We start from the raw sequence: 16,262 nt of genomic DNA on the forward strand, positions 1-16,262 counted from the left end.
ACGGGCCGAGGTGCGTGCCGGGCGTCACCGCGCGGGCGGGGAACTCCGGTCAGACCCTACGGGCCCGAACGCCTCCGTATCGGTCCGACGGAGGACAAGGGTGCGGTCCGGGGCGATCCGCACCACGAGGTGGCGGCGCCAGTCGGCGTCGTCGCGCTCGGGCCGGTCCTCGCGCCAGTGGCAGCCCCGGGTCTCCTCGCGGCGGCGGGCGGCGGCCACCAGGACCCGGGCGACCAGCAGGAGGTTGGTGGCCTCCCACGCCTCGACGCCGGGCTCGGCCGCCTTGCCGCCCCCGGAGCCGGACCGCTCCACGGCGCCCCGGTGCAGCTCCTCCAGCTCCTCGGCGGCGGCGGCCAGCCCCTCCGCGGAACGCAGGACGCCCGCGCCCCGGGTCATGACGCGCTGGACCGACAGGCGCGTCTCCGGCGACAGCAGCGGTACGGGCGCGGCGTCCCCGGCGACGGCCTCGCCCGCGCGGGGGCGCGCAGTCGCGATGTCCTCCGCGATGCGCTCGGCGAAGACGAGTCCTTCGAGGAGCGAGTTGGACGCCAGCCGGTTCGCCCCGTGCACGCCGGTGCAGGCGGCCTCGCCGCAGGCGTACAGACCGGGCACGGTGGTGCGTCCGGCGAGATCGGTGCGGATGCCGCCGGAGGCGTGGTGCGCGGCCGGGGCGATCGGGATCGGGGTGGTCACCGGGTCGATGCCGTGGGAGCGGCAGACCGCCAGGATGGTAGGGAAGCGCTGTTCCCACATCTCGGCGCCGAAGTGGCGGGCGTCGAGGTACATGTGGTCGGCGTCCTGCTCCTGCATCCGGCGGGTGATGGCCTTGGCGACGATGTCGCGCGGGGCCAGTTCCGCCAGCTCGTGCTGTCCGACCATGAAGCGGGTGCCGGAGGCGTCGACGAGATGGGCGCCCTCGCCCCGTACCGCCTCCGAGACCAGCGGCTGCTGGCCCTCGGAACCGGCGCCGAGGAAGAGCACGGTGGGGTGGAACTGGACGAACTCCAGGTCCGAGACCTCCGCCCCGGCCCGCAGCGCGAGCGCCACGCCGTCGCCGGTGGAGACCGCAGGGTTGGTGGTGGCGGAGAAGACCTGCCCCATGCCGCCGGTGGCGAGGACCACGGCGGGGGCGTTGACCGCGCCGACGCCGTCGTGCTGGCCCTCCCCCATGACGTGCAGGGTGACGCCCGCCGTACGGCCCTCGGCGTCGGTGAGCAGATCGAGCACGAGCGCGTTCTCGACGATGCTCAGGGCGGCCCCGCGCACCGCCTCGACGAGGGCGCGGGAGATCTCGGCGCCGGTGGCGTCGCCGCCCGCGTGGGCGATGCGGCGGCGGTGGTGGCCGCCCTCGCGGGTGAGGGCGATGTCGCCCTCGTCGGTGGTGTCGAAGTGGGCACCGGTCTCGATGAGCCGGCGCACCGCGCCCGGGCCCTCGGTGACGAGCATCCGCACCGCCGCCTCGTCGCAGAGGCCGGCACCGGCGACCAGCGTGTCGTCCAGGTGCTGCTCGGGCGTGTCGCCCTCGCCGAGGGCCGCCGCGATGCCGCCTTGCGCCCAGCGGGTGGAGCCGTCGTCGAGGCGGGCCTTGGTGACGACGACGGTGGCGAGACCCGCCGCCGCGCAGCGCAGGGCGGTGGTGAGGCCGGCCACGCCGGAACCCACGACCACCACATCGGCGTCGATGGACCACCCGGGGGCGGGGGCGGTCAGCCGTATACCGGTCACGTGGGGGCTCCGAAGGTCAGCGGGATGTTGTCGATGAGCCGGGTGGCACCCACCCGGGCGGCGACGGCGAGCACGGCGTCGCCCGCCGTGCGGTCGTCGGGGATCTCGGTGAAGTCCGCCGGATCCACCAGCGCCACGTAGTCCAGGTCGAGCGGGGGCGAGGCGGCCGACGCCTCCTCCAGGACCGCGCGGGCGGCCGCGCGCACGGCGGCCGGGCCGTCGTCCGGCAGGGCGCGGGCGACGGCCTGCGCGTCGGCGGCCAGCCGGGCCTCGCCCAGCCGGTTCAGCCCGGCGGCCCGGTCCTGCGTCACGCCGGTCGCCCGGGCGCGGGCGTGCAGCGCCTGCTGGGCGGCGAGCCGGTCGCGGGCCGCGAACAGGGCCCTGGAGAGCGCCAGCGCGGTGCGGCGCTCGTGCGGGTCGAGGAAGCGGTTGCGGCTGGAGAGGGCGAGGCCGTCGGCCTCCCGGGCGGTCTCCACGCCCACGATCTCCACCGGGAAGTTCAGATCCCGCACCATGCGCCGGATCAGCGCCAGCTGCTGGGCGTCCTTCTGTCCGAAGAAGGCCACGTCGGGGCGGGTGAGGTGGAGCAGCTTGGCGACGACGGTGAGCATCCCGTCGAAGTGGCCGGGCCGGGAGGCGCCTTCGAGGCGCTCGCCCATCGGGCCCGCCGAGATGCGCACCTGGGGCTCGCCGCCCGGGTACACCTCGTCCACGGAGGGCGCGAAGACGGCATCGGCGCCGGCCTCACCGGCCACCGCCAGATCGGCGTCCAGGGTGCGCGGGTAGCGCTCCAGGTCGGCTGCCTCGCCGAACTGGAGCGGATTGACGAAGACGGTGACGACGACCTGTCCGGCGTCCTTCACCAGGGCGCGGGCGGTGCGGATCAGGGAGGCGTGGCCCTCGTGCAGGGCGCCCATCGTCATCACGACGGCGCGGTCCGCGCGGGCGGCGCCCGCGCTCGCCGCGGACGGAACCGGGGCGAACGCCTCCAGCTCGGCGGCGGTACGCAGCAGGGCGGCGGGTGCGGTCATCGGGACTCCTCCGGTCCGGTGCCCGAGCCGTCGGCCAGGACCCCGAGCAGATCCTCGGCCAGCTCCGGCTTGAGCATGCCGTGGGCGAGGGCGCGGTCGGCGGTGGCGCGGGCCATCGCGAGATAGCCGGCCACGGCGCCGGGGGCGTGGTGGCGCAGCTCGCCGATGTGCGCGGCGACGGTGCCCGCGTCGCCTCGGGCGACCGGGCCGGTCAGCGCGGCGTCGCCGGAACGCAGCGCGTTGTCGAGCGCGGCGCCGAGCAGCGGGCCGAGCATCCGGTCGGGGGCCGAGACCCCGGCGGTGCGCAGCAGCTCCATCGACTGGGCGACCAGGGTGACCAGGTGGTTCGCGCCGAGCGCGAGGGCCGCGTGGTAGAGCGGGCGGGCCTCCTCGTCGATCCACTCGGGCTCACCGCCCATCTCGATGACCAAGGCCTCGGCGGCCAGCCGCAGCTGCTCGGGGGCGGTGACGCCGAAGGAGCAGCCGGCCAGCCGCTGGACGTCCACCGAGGTGCCGGTGAACGTCATGGCGGGGTGCAGGGCGAGCGGCAGGGCGCCGGCCCGCAGCGCGGGGTCGAGCACCCGCGTCCCGTACCGCCCCGAGGTGTGGACGAGGAGCTGGCCCGGACGGACCGCGCCGGTCTCGGCGAGGCCCTCGACGAGCCCCGGCAGGGCGTCGTCGGGAACCGTCAGCAGGACCAGCTCGGCGCGGGCGAGGACCTCGGCGGGCGGCACCAGGGGCACATCGGGGAGCAGGGCGGCGGCGCGGCGCACGGAGGCGTCGGAGACGCCCGAGACGGCGACGGGGCGGTGCCCGGCGAGCGCCAGCGACGCGGCCAGCGCGGGGCCGACCCGGCCCGCCCCCACCACTCCGACGGTGAGCCGGGCGGGGCGGTCCCTGGCCTCCAGGGGGTCCTTCGGGGCTGTTGCGTTCACGCGGGAGGTGACCTTCCGTTCCAGTCCGCGGGGGGTACCGGACGATTTATCTGCATGCTACGCCAGCGTTTCGCCCCGGCATCCGGCTGTCCACAGGCTGTGGGAAACTCCGCGCCGCCGCGCGCGGTGCCCCGGATATCCCCTGGGCCGGAGTCCGGCGTCTGCGTGATGATCGTCCCATGGCAGACATGAACGAGCAGGTGCGCGGAGCGGCGGCGCACGACGGACCCGAGGGCGCCGGGGAGGCGCACGCGGGCGGCGCGGACCCGGGGCCGGAGGACGCCGCGCGGCTCCGCCGGCTCGCCGCCTGGCGCGGGTCCGCGCGCACGCTGTGGCGGGCGCCCATGGACCGCACGCTCGGCGAGCAGCTGACCGAGCTGGCCTCCCTGGCCGGTGCGGCCGGACCGGCCGCCGGTCCGGACCGGCCGGTGGACATCTACGGCGACGGGGTCGTCGCCGAGCTGGAGCGGCGCGTCGCCGAGACGCTGGGCACGGAGGCGGCGGCGTACTTCCCGACCGGCACGATGGCGCAGCAGATCGCGCTGCGGTGCTGGGCGGGACGTACGAACAACCCGACGGTGGCGCTGCATCCGCTGGCCCATCCGGAGGTGCACGAGCGCGGCGCGCTGTCGACGGTGAGCGGGCTGCGCACGGTCCATCCGACCCACGAGCCCCGGCTGCCCACGGCCGAGGAGATCCGCGCCTTCGACGAGCCGTTCGGCACCCTGATGCTGGAGCTGCCGCTGCGGGACGCGGGGTTCGTCCTGCCCACCTGGGAGGAGCTGGAGGCCGTGGTCGCGGCGGCGCGGGAGCGCGACGCGGTGGTCCACTTCGACGGGGCGCGGCTGTGGGAGTGCACCTCCCGCTTCGGGCGCGGGCTGCCGGAGATCGCGGCGCTGGCGGACAGTGTGTACGTCTCGTTCTACAAGACCCTCGGCGGGATCTCCGGGGCCGCGCTCGCCGGTTCCGCCTCGCTGATCGAGGAGGCCCGCGCCTGGCGCCACCGGTACGGCGGCCAGATCTTCCAGCAGTTCCCGGCGGCGCTCTCCGCGCTGAGCGGCCTCGACCGGGAGCTGCCCGCGCTGCCCTCGTACGTGGCGCACGCGCGGACGGTCGCCGAGGCGCTGGCCGAGGGCTTCGCACAGGCCGGCACCGGGTGGTTCCGGGTGCATCCCGAGGAGCCGCACACCCATCAGTTCCAGGTGTGGCTGCCGTACGGGGCCGACGCGCTGACGGAGGCGTCGGTACGGCTGGCGGAGGAGACGGACGTCACGCTCTTCCGCCGGTGGTTCGCCGCGGACGGCCCGCCCGGGGTCTCCTTCACCGAGGTCACGGTGGCGCGCGAGGCCCTGGAGTGGACGGCGGACGACGTCAGGGCGGCGCTGGCCGCCTTCCTGGAGCGGGTGGACGGCTGAGGCGTCCTCCCGGGCCGCCGATTGACGCCCGCCGTCAATCGGGGCCCGGGACGCCCCGCGCACCCCGCACCATGGAGGGGTGAGCGTGACCATCGACATCGCCGGCCTCGACCCCGCGCGCGTCGTCTTCGAGACCTCCCCCCTCGCCGAGCTGGGGCTGGCCCTGCACGCCCTGTCCGAGCCGGGCCACCACCCCGGGGTGCACGGCTGGGCGACGGCCACCGCGTCGGCCCTGGAACCGGACCTGGCCGACCGGCTGCACGAGGCCGAGTTCCTGTGGCGGAACATCTTCTCCGACATCTTCATGCCCTTCGCCGGGGTGCGGGGCGGCACCGGCAGGACCGGCGCCGATCTGGCCGAGGACCTGGACATCCTGGACCGGCTGGACGACGAGCGGTTCGCCTCGGCCGCCCTGGAGTTCACCTGCACCGCGCTGTACGGGACGGGCGCGCCCTCGCCGCTGAGCGACGCCCGGACGCGGGCACGGGCCCTGGACATGGCGGCGGCGCGCGGCCCGCGCCAGACCGAGTTCACCGAGCGGCTGCTCGCCGACCCCGTCTCCGTACGCCACTGGCTCAGGCGCCTGTTCGAGGACTGCGACCAGGCGTTCTTCGCGGACACCTGGCGGCGGGTGCGGGTCCAGCTGGTGGCCGACGCCCGGCACAAGACGGATCTGCTGCGCCGCAGGGGGCTGGCCGAGGCGGTGGGCGCGGTGTCGGCCGCGCTCTCCGTGGACGAGGACGGCAAGCGCATCCGCGTGGACAAGATGACGGCCGGATCGACCGACGCGACCGACCCGGCCGTCGGCCCCGGGCTCACGCTCATCCCGACCAGCTTCGGCTGGCCGCATCTGACGGTGCTGCACGCCCCCGGCTGGCGCCCGGTCATCCACTACCCGGTGCACCGGCCCGAGCTGCCCTCGCCCGGTTCGGTGGAACTGCTGCAACTGCGCATGGAGGCGCTGGCCCACCCGATGCGCATGCGGCTGTGCCGCAACATCGCCCGCTCCCCGTACACGACGGGCGAGCTGGCCGACTCCATCGGCATCACGGCCCCCGAGGTCTCCCGCCATCTCGCGGTGCTCAAGAAGGCCGGTCTGGTCACCACGCGCCGGCGCGGCCGGTACGTCCTGCACCAGCTGGACCTGACCCTGGTGGCCCGGCTCGGGAGCGACTTCCTGGAGGGCATCCTGCGCTGAGCCGCGGCCTGCGGTCAGCCCAGGCGGATGTGGCGGATGCCCGTCCAGGTCCGGCGCAGCCGGCCCCGCAGCCGGCCGTCGGTGTTCGGCAGCAGGACGAGACCGGCCGAGGCGGCGATCCGGTCGGCGACCTGGGGAACGGTCAGCCGGTCGGTGCGGATGTGCTCGGCGAACTCCGGGGCGGTCAGCCGCTCCAGGCAGTGGTCCAGCCGCTCCACGGCGAAGCTCTCGTGCTTCAGCCCCCGGCCCAGACCGCGTTCGCGCAGCCGGCCCAGCACGGTGGCCCGGTCGGCGAGGAGCGAGAAGTGGTGCACCGCGTGCCCGTCCTCGCGCAGCCGCCCCACGATCTCCGCGAAGTAGCCGCGATCGACCAGCGTCATCGGGGCGATGACCGTGCCCTCGTGGCCGCGCAGCGTGAGGTCCAGGACCTCGCGCACCCCCTGCCGCCAGGACGCCAGGTCCTGGAAGTCGCCGCGCAGCGCGCGGGGCATCGTGCGGTGCAGCCCGAAGCCGACGTTCTCCGGATCGCAGACCACGCTGCCGGGCAGCCGCCGCTCCAGCTCGTACGCCGTCATCGTCTTGCCGCCGCCGAACGGACCGTTGATCCACACCAGTGCGGCCATGGCTCAGCCCACCCCGCCGCCGGCCCGCACCAGGCCCGTCTCGTAGGCGAGGACCACCACCTGCACCCGGTCGCGCAGCCCGAGCTTGGTCAGGATGCGGCCGACGTGCGTCTTCACGGTCGCCTCGGAGAGCACCAGCCGGGCGGCGATCTCGCCGTTCGACAGGCCCTGGGCGACCAGCAGCATCACCTCGCGCTCGCGCTCGGTGAGCTTGGCGATGTCCTTGTGCTCCGGTTCGGTCCGGCCGCCGGGGAGCATCGGGGAGAAGCGGTCGAGCAGCCGGCGGGTGGTGGACGGGGCGACGACGGCGTCCCCGCTGTGCACCGAGCGGATCGCGCCGAGCAGCTCGCCCGGGGGCACGTCCTTGAGCATGAAGCCGCTGGCCCCGGCCTTCAGCCCGGAGAAGGCGTACTCGTCGAGGTCGAACGTCGTCAGGATGAGCACCTTGGGCGCCTCGGGCCCGGCGCAGATGCGGGCCGTCGCCTCCACCCCGTCCAGCCGCGGCATGCGCACGTCCATCAGCACCACGTCGACGGCGGTGGAGCGCAGGATCTCGATCGCCTCCGCCCCGTCGCCCGCCTCGGCGACGACCTCCATGTCCGGCTGCGCGGCCAGCACCATCCGGAAGCCGGTGCGCAACAGCGCCTGGTCGTCGACGAGCATCACGCGGATCGCCATCGGGAACGGTCTCCTGTTCGATACGGATCGGTCGGGGTCGGGGGTCCCGGGCACGGACTATCCCGCGGTCTTGAGGGGCAGCAGCGCGCTGATCCGGAAGCCGCCGCCCGGTCTCGGCCCGGCGTCCAGCGTGCCGCCGACCATGCCGACGCGTTCCCGCATGCCGATCATGCCGTGACCGGCGCCGTCCGCACCGCCGTCCTCGTACAGCTCGTGGGCCGCACCGCGCCCGTCGTCCTCCACCAGCAGACCGAGCCCGTCGTCGAAGTAGACCAGCCGCACACTGGCCCCGGCGTTCGGACCGCCGTGCTTGCGCGTGTTGGTCAGGGCCTCCTGCACGATGCGGTACGCGGTCAGCTCGACGCCGCTGGGCAGCGGGCGGGGGGTGCCCTCGACCCGGAAGTCGACGGCCAGTCCGGCGGTCCTGACCTGCTCGATCAGCACCTCGATCTGCTCGACGTCGGGCTGCGGCACGTACTCCCCGCTCTCCGGGGCGTCCCCCGTGCGCAGCACCCCGAGCAGCCGCCGCATCTCCGCGAGGGCCTGCCGGCCGGTGCCGGAGATGGTCTCCAGCGCCTGCCGGGCCTGGTCGGGGGCGGTGTCCATCACATAGGCGGCGCCGTCGGCCTGCACGACCATCACGGAGACGTTGTGCGCGACGACGTCGTGCAGTTCACGGGCGATCCGGGCCCGCTCGGCCGCCACCGCCACCTTCGACTGCGCCTCGCGCTCCCGCTCCAGCCGCGCCGCCCGCTCCTCCAGCTGGTCGAAGTAGGCGCGCCGGGTCCGCATCGAGTCGCCGAGCACCCAGGCCAGCACGAAGGGCACGGTCATCACGACGACGAGGAACACGGTCTGCGCCCAGCCGCGGGGCGGGTTCGTGTCGTCCGGCCAGCGCAGCTGGGCGAGCGTGGCCGCGCCGAGCGAGCAGACGAGCGCGAGCCGGGAGGCCCAGCGCTCACCGACCGTGGCGACGGTGAAGGTGATCACGAGCATCGCGAAGTTCGCCAGCGTCGGCCGGACGCCCGAGAGCAGTTGCAGCAGGCCCATCGCGATGGCGAGCAGCAGCATCTTCTCGGGGGCGCGCCTGCGCAGCGCGACGACCACGCAGAGTCCGACGACCACCGGCACGACGGCGACGCGCTCCCAGCGGCCGCCGTCACCGATGTCGCCCACCACGATCGTCATGCCGGAGAGCCCGAGGAGGACGACGGCCCAGAAGCAGTCGACGCCCGTCGGGTGTCTGCGGATGAAATCGTAGAAGCGCTGCACGTAACCCAGAGTAGGGAAGGCCGAGGGCGGGTGGGTCAGCCCGAGGGCCGATCCACGTCCGGAGACCGTACTCCCCAAGGTGGAGACTGGGAAACGTGACGGATGAGTGGCGTGGGTGGCAGGAGGCGGCCGAGGCCGCGCTCTACGGGGACGAGGGCTTCTACCGGAGGCCCGAGGGGCCCGCGGGACATTTCCGTACGTCCGTGCACGCCTCGCCGCTCTTCGCCGCCGCCGTCGCCCGGCTGCTGGTCGCGACGGCCGGGGACCTGGGCACCCGCGCGGTGGATCTGGTGGATCTGGGCGCGGGCCGGGGGGAGTTGCTGACCGGGGTCCTCGCGGCCCTACCGGCCGAGGGCGGCGCGGACCTGACGGTACGGGCGTACGCCGTGGAGCGCGCCGCCCGCCCGCCGGGGCTGGACCCCCGGGTGGAGTGGCGCGCCGAGCCGCCCCGGGGGACGCGCGGGCTGCTGTTCGCCAACGAGTGGCTGGACAACGTGCCGGTGCCGGTCGCCGAGACGGACCCGGACGGGGTCGTGCGGTACGTGGAGGTGCGGACCGCGGACGGCGCCGAGCGGCTGGGCGCCCCGGTCACCGGGGCGGACGCGGCGTGGCTGGAGCGCTGGTGGCCGCCGGCCGGGCCGGGCAGCCGGGCGGAGATCGGCCGGCCGCGCGACGCGGCGTGGGCGGCGGCCGTGGCCTCGCTCTCGGCGGGGCTCGCGGTGGCCGTGGACTACGCGCACCGGCGCGACGAGCGACCGGTGTTCGGCACGCTGACCGGCTTCCGGGAGGGGCGCGAGGTGCGGCCGGTGCCGGACGGCGGCTGCGATCTGACCTCGCATGTGGCGCTGGACGCCTGCGCGGCGGCGGGCGGGGCAGGCGCGGAACTGCGCACCCAGCGCGAGGCCCTGGCCGCGCTCGGCGTCGACGGGCGGCGCCCGCCGCTGTCCCTGGCCTCCACCGACCCCGCCGGCTACGTCCGCGCGCTCGCGGCGGCCGGTGAGGCCGCGGAGCTGACCGCCCGGGGCGGGCTGGGTGATTTCGGCTGGCTGACCCAGCGGACGTAGGGGGCTTCCCGGGATCGGGGTGCGGGCCCCTGGGACGCGCCCCCGCGCGCGATACTGGCCCCATGACGGAGACGACGATCGGCATCGGCGGTGCGGCCGAAAGCACCGACATGGTGCTCAACATCGGCCCCCAGCACCCCTCCACGCACGGTGTGCTCCGGCTGCGGATCGTGCTGGACGGCGAGCGCGTCCAGCAGGCCGAACCCGTCGTGGGCTATATGCACCGGGGCGCGGAGAAGCTGTTCGAGGCCCGCGACTACCGGCAGATCATCATGCTCGCCAACCGCCACGACTGGCTGTCGGCGTTCTCCAACGAGCTGGGCGTCGTGATGGCGGTCGAGCGGATGCTGGGCATGGAGGTGCCCGAGCGCGCGGTGTGGACGCGCACCCTGCTCGCCGAGCTGAACCGGGTCCTCAACCATCTGATGTTCCTCGGTTCGTATCCGCTGGAACTGGGCGGGATCACCCCGGTGTTCCACGCCTTCCGGGAGCGCGAGGAGCTCCAGGCCGTGATGGAGGAGATCTCCGGCGGCCGGATGCACTACATGTTCAACCGGGTCGGCGGCCTCAAGGAGGACCTTCCGGCGGGCTGGACCGGCCGGGTCCGCGACGCCGTCGCCTCGGTCCGCTCCCGGATGGACGTCTACGACGGGCTGGTCCTCGGCAACGAGATCTTCCGGGGCCGCACCCGGGGGGTGGGCGTGCTGTCCGCCGACGCGGTGCACGCGTACGGGGTGTCCGGGCCGATCGCCCGCGCCTCCGGCGTCGACTTCGATCTGCGGCGCGACGAGCCGTATCTCGCGTACGGGGAGCTGTCGCGGACGCTGAAGGTCGTCACCCGGACCGAGGGCGACTGCCTGGCCCGCTTCGAATGCCTGCTGGAGCAGACGCACAACGCCCTGGACCTGGCCGACGCCTGTCTGGACCGGATGGCGGACCTGGCCCCCGGGCCGGTCAACCAGCGGCTGCCCAAGGTCCTCAAGGCCCCGGAGGGCCACACCTACGCCTGGACGGAGAACCCGCTCGGCGTCAACGGCTACTACCTGGTCTCCAAGGGCGAGAAGACCCCGTACCGGCTGAAGCTGCGCTCCGCCTCGTTCAACAACATCCAGGCGCTCACCGAACTGCTGCCGGGGACGCTCGTCGCCGACATGGTGGCGATCCTCGGCTCGCTGTTCTTCGTCGTCGGCGACATCGACAAGTAACCGGCCCCGGACGCGGGACGGCCGCCGCCCGGGTCCGGGCGGCGGCCGTCCTGCCGTGCGGGCGCCGTGCGTTACGAGATCGCGCTGCGCAGCTCCGCGACGTCCAGCTGCTCGGTCTCGTCGTGCGCGGTCAGGTCGATGACCTTGCCGACGGCCCGGTTCTCCGGTGTGCCGGTGCGGTGCGCGGCGAGGGCCTCCTCGCCCACCACGTCGGCCAGGTCCTCGTTCTGCACGGACTCGATGGCGGCGCGTGCCTTCTGCGTACCGAAGAAGTCGAACCCGCCCTGGGGCACCGGCTGGCGCCGGGCGGCCGACGGCGGGACGACCGGGCTGGCGGCCGGCACCGGGCGCGGCGCGGGCAGCGCCTGCGAGGGCCGGGCGGGCGGGAGCGCGGCGGAGTTCCCGGCCGGGGCCGGCCGGGCCGGGGGCAGGGCCTGGGAGGGGCGGGTCGGGAGCAGGGCCGGCTGCGGCTCGGCGGGCTTGTGCTCGGCGGGCCGGCGCTCGGCGGGCAGCGGCGCGGCGGCCGGCTGCCGGACCGCGGGTGCGGCGGGCTCGGGGGCACGGGTGTCGAGGACGCTGCGGCGGGCCTGCTCGGCGGCGCGCCGGGCCTCCTGGAGCGCCCGGTTGCGGCTCAGGTCCTCCAGCGCCTGGGCGGCGCGCAGATAGGCGCCGGGCGTGGGGGTGGAGCGGGCGGCGGGCAGCTCGCGGGGGACCGTGGCGGCCTCCAGCGCCAGCCGGCGGCGGCTCTCCAGCACGCTGGCGCGCTCGGTCTCGGCGGTGGCGTACCGACGCAGCAGCGCGGCGTGTTCGCCCCGGAGACCGGCCAGCTCCACGCGCTTGCGGCGCAGCTTCGCCTCCAGCCGGGCGCGCAGTTCGCGGGACTCCTCCAGATCGGCTTCCAGCTCGGCCATGCGCTCCTCGGCGCGCCATGCGTCGCTCGCGCGGGCACGCGTCAGCTCGGCGACGCGGCGGCCGGCCTCCTGGTCCCAGCTGCGCATCAGATACGCGCCGGTGACGGCGGCGGCCGCGGCGGCGGCGACCAGTCCCCGCAGGACCAGCGGCTCGGCGAGCAGCCAGGCTCCCGCGGCACAGAGGACCGCTGCTCCGGCGACGGCCGAAGGCGGAAGGATTCTGTGCAGTGGTGGCGAATGGCGGTGGCGTCCACGTGGCATGGCCTGAAATTTACCGTGCGCCCGAGCCGATTGGGGCGCCGCCAGGCAATCTGTTCCCCGGCAGTTACCTGACGGCCCCTGAATCCCTCATTCCGGCCGGGCGCTACTTCTTGATCAGGCTCTTGGAACGCAGGTATTCCGCTGCCACGTCGGCGGGCTTGGCGCGCTCCGCGTCCACCTTGCGGTTCAGCTCGGCGAGATCTCCGGTGGTGAGCACATCGGTGAGCCGGCCCAGGGCGTCGGCGATGTCCTGGGCTCCGGCGTCCTTGGCATTGACCACCGGCAGCACGTTGTCCGCGTTCTGGAGCTTCTTGTCGTCCTCCAGGAAGATGAGGTCGTAGCTGTCGAGCACGGCGTCGGTGGTGGTGGTCAGGACCAGCTGGTCCTTGCCGTCCTTGACCGCCTGCTTGGACTGCGGGGTGCCGACGCCCTTGGGGTCGATGCCGGCGACGTCGATGCCGTACGTCTTCTTCAGCCCGGGGGCGCAGAAGGGCCGCACCTCGCACTCGTCGCCCGCCGCGATCCGCACCTTGATCTTGGCCGCGCCGAGATCGGAAAGGGTGGTCAGCTTGTTCTTCTCGGCGAATTCCTTGGTGACCGCGAAGGCGTTCTGGTCGACGGCCTTCCCTGCGGGAAGGACCTTCAGTCCGCGCGGGGCGGCAAGCTTCTCCAGCGCGGCGACCGTGGCGGCGGCGTCGCCGGAGGCGACCGGCTTCGCCTCGGCGGCCTTCGCCCCGTTCACCTTCGCGTTGAGGAATTCCGCGATCGTCGCCGCGTATTCGGGGACGACGTCGATCTCGCCCTTCTCCAGGGAGGGTTCGTAGAGTTCGCGGTTCTCCACCGTGGTGACCGAGGTGCTGTATCCGGCGTCGGCGAGGACGCCCGCGTACAGCTCGGCGAGGATCTTGGATTCGGTGAAGGCGGCCGCGCCGACGACGAGCGAGCCCTTCTTGTCCGAACCCTTCCCCGGGGAACCGCCCTTGTCCTTCTCCAGGCTGTCGCCACCGCAGGCGGCGAGCGAGCCCGCGAGGGCGAGGATGCCGATGGCCGCGCCTGCGGTGCGCGAGATCCTGCTCATGGTGTGTCTCCGTCCGGGGCCGTGGGGCCGTAGATGACAAGCGGAAGCGGTGGGGCGGGTGGTCCGGGGCTCATGCCGTCCGGCGGCGGCGCATCGGTGACAGCAGCCGGTCGACGGCGAGCAGCGCCGCCTCCACCAGCAGCGCCAGCACGGCGACGAGCAGGGCCCCCGCGACCACCTGCGGGGTGTTGTAGGTGGCGAAGCCGGCGGTGATGATCCGGCCGAGGCCGCCCTGGCCGGCCATCGCGGCGATGGTCGCGGTGGCGACCACCTGGACGGCGGCCGAGCACAGTCCGGTCATCACCATCGGGTACGCCAGGGGGAGTTCGACGCGGAGGAAGAGCTGGCGGCCGGACATGCCCATGCCGCGCGCGGCCTCCGCCACCGAGCGGTCCACCTCCGTCATGCCGACGTAGGCGTTGGTCAGCAGCGGGGGCACGGCGAACAGCACGAGGGCGATGACCGTCGGCACGTATCCGGTGTTGCGCAGGGGCGAGACCATGAAGAGGGCGAGCACCGCGAAGACGGGGATCGCCCGTCCGATGTTGGAGAGGTTGACGGCGAGCGCGCCGCCCTTCCCCAGATGCCCCAGGAGGAACGCGACGGGCAGCGCGACGGCGCACGACAGGACGAGCGCCACCCCGCTCACGTACAGATGCTCGGAGAGCCGGTGGGCCACCCCGCTCTCCCCCGACCAGTGGGCCCCGGTGGTGAGCCAGGTCCAGGCGTCCGCGAGCACTCCCATGGTCAGACCGCCTCCGCCGTGCGCCGGGCGCGGGGGCCGGCGGGTATCCGGGTCCAGGGGGTGAGCAGCCGCTGCACACCGAGCAGCAGCAGGTCGGCGACGACCGCGAGCAGCACGCAGAGCACGGAGGCGGCCAGCACCTGGGCCTTGAAGAAGCTGGGCAGGGCCTCGCTGATGAGATTGCCCAGCCCGCCCCGGCCGACGATCGAACCGACGGTGGTCAGCGCGATCGTGGAGACCGTGGCGATGCGGACTCCGGCGATCAACGCGGGAAGCGCCAGCGGCAGTTCCACTTCCCAGAGCAGCCGGACCGAGCCGTATCCCATCCCCCGGGCGGCGTCCTTCGCCTCCTGCGGAACGGCTTCGAGGCCCGCCAGGATGTTGCGGACCAGAACCGTCAGCGAATACAGCACCAGTCCGGTGACGACCAGCGACGCCGACAGGCCGAACAGCGGCAGCAGCAGCGAGAACATGGCGAGCGAGGGAACGGTGTAGAGCACCGTCGTCAGCCCGAGCACCGGTCCGGCGAACCGCCGTCCGCGCCGGGCGAGCAACGCCAGCGGAAACGCCACCGCCACACCGATCGCGACCGAGACCGCGGTGATCCAGATGTGCTGGACCGTGGCATCGGTCAACTCCTGGCTCCGGGAACGGAGATACTCCCCGCAGATCCAGTCGTTCGTCACCAGGCAGTTCTGTCCGGCCATCCCGTCCCCCACCTCCCGGATGCGCTCTCGTACTGATGTCCGGCGAGCCTATCCTCGACCACTGACAATCACCGAGGCCGTGGTATTCCGGCAACACGTCCTTCACAGAACTCGCGCCACAATGAGGACCCATGATCCGTTTCGAGCACGTCACCAAGCGCTATGCGGACGGCACCACGGCGGTCGACGACCTTTCCTTCGAGGTGGCCGAGGGTGAACTGGTCACGCTCGTCGGCCCGTCGGGCTGCGGCAAGACGACCACCATGAAGATGGTGAACCGGCTGATCGAACCGACCGAGGGGCGGATATTCCTCGACGGGGACGACATATCCGCCATCGACCCCGTCCAACTCCGGCGCCGTATCGGCTATGTGATCCAGCAGGTCGGCCTCTTCCCCCACCGCACGGTCCTGGAGAACACGGCCACCGTGCCGCATCTGCTCGGCTGGAAACGCGGAAAGGGACGCGCCCGCGCGGCGGAACTCCTCGACCTCGTCGGACTCGATCCTTCCGTTTATGGCGACCGCTATCCCGAACAGCTCTCCGGCGGCCAGCGCCAACGCGTCGGCGTGGCCCGCGCATTGGCCGCCGACCCGCCCGTCCTTCTGATGGACGAGCCTTTCGGGGCCGTCGACCCGGTGGTCAGGGAACGGCTCCAGAACGAATTCCTGCGCCTCCAGGCCCAGGTCCGCAAAACCGTTCTCCTCGTCACGCACGACATCGAGGAGGCCGTCCGCCTCGGCGACCGGATCGCCGTCTACGGCCAGGGCTCGATCGAGCAGTTCGACCCGCCGGCCACGGTGCTCGGCGCCCCGGCCACCCCGTACGTGGCGGACTTCGTCGGCGCCGACCGGGGCCTCAAGCGCCTCTCGGTCACCCCGGTCGAGGAGGGCGACCTCGACCGCCCCCCGGTCGTCCACCTCGACGATCCGCTGGAGACCGCGACCGCGCGGCTGCGCGCCCGGGGGGCGCGCTGGGCGGTCGTCCTGGACCGCGAGGAGCGGTTGCACGGCTGGATCCCCGCCGGCGACGCCCGCGCCGGGGACACGGACGCCGGACGCACCGGCTCCGGCTCGGGCTCCGGCTCCGGCTCCGGCTCCGGCTCCGGCTCCGGCTCCGGCTCCGGCTCCGGCTCCGGCGGCACGGTCCGCGAACACGCCCGTCGGATGGAGGCGTGGCTCCCCGTCGGCGCCTCGCTCAAACAGGCGTTCGCCACGATGCTCCAGCACGACGCCGGCTGGATCGCCGTCATCGACGCCGAGGAGACCGGCCGCTTCCTCGGCGTCCTCACCCCCGCCCGGCTCCACGAGGCGCTGCGCCGCTCGGTCGGCGCGGACGGCCGCGACGTCTCCCGTGCCGAGGTCGACGTGGAGAGCGTCGCGGGCATCGCCGGGCCGGAGGTCTCCTGACCGCC

Annotated in this window: 15 protein-coding genes; 5 read left to right on the forward strand and 10 right to left on the reverse strand. The window is 74.0% G+C overall.

What is annotated here, in order from left to right; genetic code table 11:
* Window positions 1-24: 24 nt before the first annotated feature.
* From ACWCXC_RS26165 to ACWCXC_RS26175, 3 genes are read right to left on the reverse strand one after another with little or no spacing between them, the layout of a single operon-like run.
* A complete protein-coding gene (locus ACWCXC_RS26165) occupies window positions 25-1,725 on the reverse strand; it encodes an L-aspartate oxidase (RefSeq protein WP_450683647.1) in 1,701 nt (566 codons plus the stop codon).
* Window positions 1,722-2,756: a pantoate--beta-alanine ligase gene (panC, locus tag ACWCXC_RS26170; protein ID WP_450683648.1), complete on the reverse strand. Its 1,035-nt coding sequence runs from the start codon at window positions 2,754-2,756 to the stop codon at window positions 1,722-1,724. The genes ACWCXC_RS26165 and panC overlap by 4 nt, the downstream gene beginning before the upstream one ends.
* On the reverse strand, window positions 2,753-3,691 hold the full coding sequence (locus ACWCXC_RS26175) for a Rossmann-like and DUF2520 domain-containing protein (protein WP_450683649.1): 939 nt from the start codon (window positions 3,689-3,691) through the stop codon (window positions 2,753-2,755). Before ACWCXC_RS26175 ends, panC begins: the two co-directional genes overlap by 4 nt.
* A gap of 179 nt (window positions 3,692-3,870) precedes the next feature.
* On the opposite strand from ACWCXC_RS26175, the gene ACWCXC_RS26180 reads away from it, so the two are divergent.
* Both ACWCXC_RS26180 and ACWCXC_RS26185 read left to right on the forward strand, forming a co-directional pair.
* The gene (locus tag ACWCXC_RS26180; protein ID WP_450890696.1) at window positions 3,871-5,106 is read left to right on the forward strand and encodes a threonine aldolase family protein; all 1,236 of its coding nucleotides are present in this window, start codon (window positions 3,871-3,873) and stop codon (window positions 5,104-5,106) included.
* An 85-nt stretch (window positions 5,107-5,191) separates the two neighbouring features.
* On the forward strand, window positions 5,192-6,304 hold the full coding sequence (locus ACWCXC_RS26185; RefSeq protein WP_450683651.1) for a DUF5937 family protein: 1,113 nt from the start codon (window positions 5,192-5,194) through the stop codon (window positions 6,302-6,304).
* A gap of 14 nt (window positions 6,305-6,318) precedes the next feature.
* On the opposite strand, the gene ACWCXC_RS26190 is transcribed toward ACWCXC_RS26185, so the two are convergent.
* From ACWCXC_RS26190 to ACWCXC_RS26200, 3 genes are read right to left on the reverse strand one after another with little or no spacing between them, the layout of a single operon-like run.
* Window positions 6,319-6,927, reverse strand: coding sequence for an AAA family ATPase (locus tag ACWCXC_RS26190; RefSeq protein ID WP_450890697.1), 609 nt, complete (start codon window positions 6,925-6,927; stop codon window positions 6,319-6,321).
* A 3-nt stretch (window positions 6,928-6,930) separates the two neighbouring features.
* Window positions 6,931-7,605, reverse strand: a complete 675-nt coding sequence (locus tag ACWCXC_RS26195; protein WP_450890698.1) for a response regulator — start codon at window positions 7,603-7,605, stop codon at window positions 6,931-6,933.
* A 57-nt stretch (window positions 7,606-7,662) separates the two neighbouring features.
* A complete protein-coding gene (locus ACWCXC_RS26200; RefSeq protein WP_450890699.1) occupies window positions 7,663-8,877 on the reverse strand; it encodes a sensor histidine kinase in 1,215 nt (404 codons plus the stop codon).
* A gap of 95 nt (window positions 8,878-8,972) precedes the next feature.
* On the opposite strand from ACWCXC_RS26200, the gene ACWCXC_RS26205 reads away from it, so the two are divergent.
* The gene (locus tag ACWCXC_RS26205) at window positions 8,973-9,941 is read left to right on the forward strand and encodes an SAM-dependent methyltransferase (protein WP_450683655.1); all 969 of its coding nucleotides are present in this window, start codon (window positions 8,973-8,975) and stop codon (window positions 9,939-9,941) included.
* A gap of 62 nt (window positions 9,942-10,003) precedes the next feature.
* Window positions 10,004-11,146 (forward strand): NADH-quinone oxidoreductase subunit D, encoded by a 1,143-nt coding sequence (locus ACWCXC_RS26210; protein WP_450683656.1) that lies wholly within the window; start codon window positions 10,004-10,006, stop codon window positions 11,144-11,146.
* A gap of 71 nt (window positions 11,147-11,217) precedes the next feature.
* Here ACWCXC_RS26210 and ACWCXC_RS26215 read toward each other — a convergent pair whose 3' ends face one another.
* The 4 genes from ACWCXC_RS26215 to ACWCXC_RS26230 form a co-directional block, all read right to left on the reverse strand.
* Window positions 11,218-12,318: a hypothetical protein gene (locus ACWCXC_RS26215; protein ID WP_450890700.1), complete on the reverse strand. Its 1,101-nt coding sequence runs from the start codon at window positions 12,316-12,318 to the stop codon at window positions 11,218-11,220.
* A 103-nt stretch (window positions 12,319-12,421) separates the two neighbouring features.
* Window positions 12,422-13,396 carry an ABC transporter substrate-binding protein gene (locus ACWCXC_RS26220; protein WP_450683658.1) on the reverse strand — a complete coding sequence of 325 codons (975 nt, stop codon included), beginning with the start codon at window positions 13,394-13,396 and terminating at the stop codon, window positions 12,422-12,424.
* Between the two features lie 70 nt (window positions 13,397-13,466).
* A complete protein-coding gene (locus ACWCXC_RS26225; protein WP_450890701.1) occupies window positions 13,467-14,141 on the reverse strand; it encodes an ABC transporter permease in 675 nt (224 codons plus the stop codon).
* Between the two features lie 2 nt (window positions 14,142-14,143).
* Window positions 14,144-14,848: an ABC transporter permease gene (locus tag ACWCXC_RS26230; RefSeq protein ID WP_450890702.1), complete on the reverse strand. Its 705-nt coding sequence runs from the start codon at window positions 14,846-14,848 to the stop codon at window positions 14,144-14,146.
* Window positions 14,849-14,979: 131 nt separating this feature from the next.
* Between ACWCXC_RS26230 and ACWCXC_RS26235 the strand changes: the two genes are divergently transcribed.
* Complete coding sequence (locus ACWCXC_RS26235; RefSeq protein WP_450890703.1) at window positions 14,980-16,257, forward strand: ABC transporter ATP-binding protein; 1,278 nt, start codon at window positions 14,980-14,982, stop codon at window positions 16,255-16,257.
* Window positions 16,258-16,262 lie beyond the last annotated feature (5 nt).

The sequence above is a fragment of the Streptomyces sp. NPDC001515 genome, assembly GCF_053597115.1.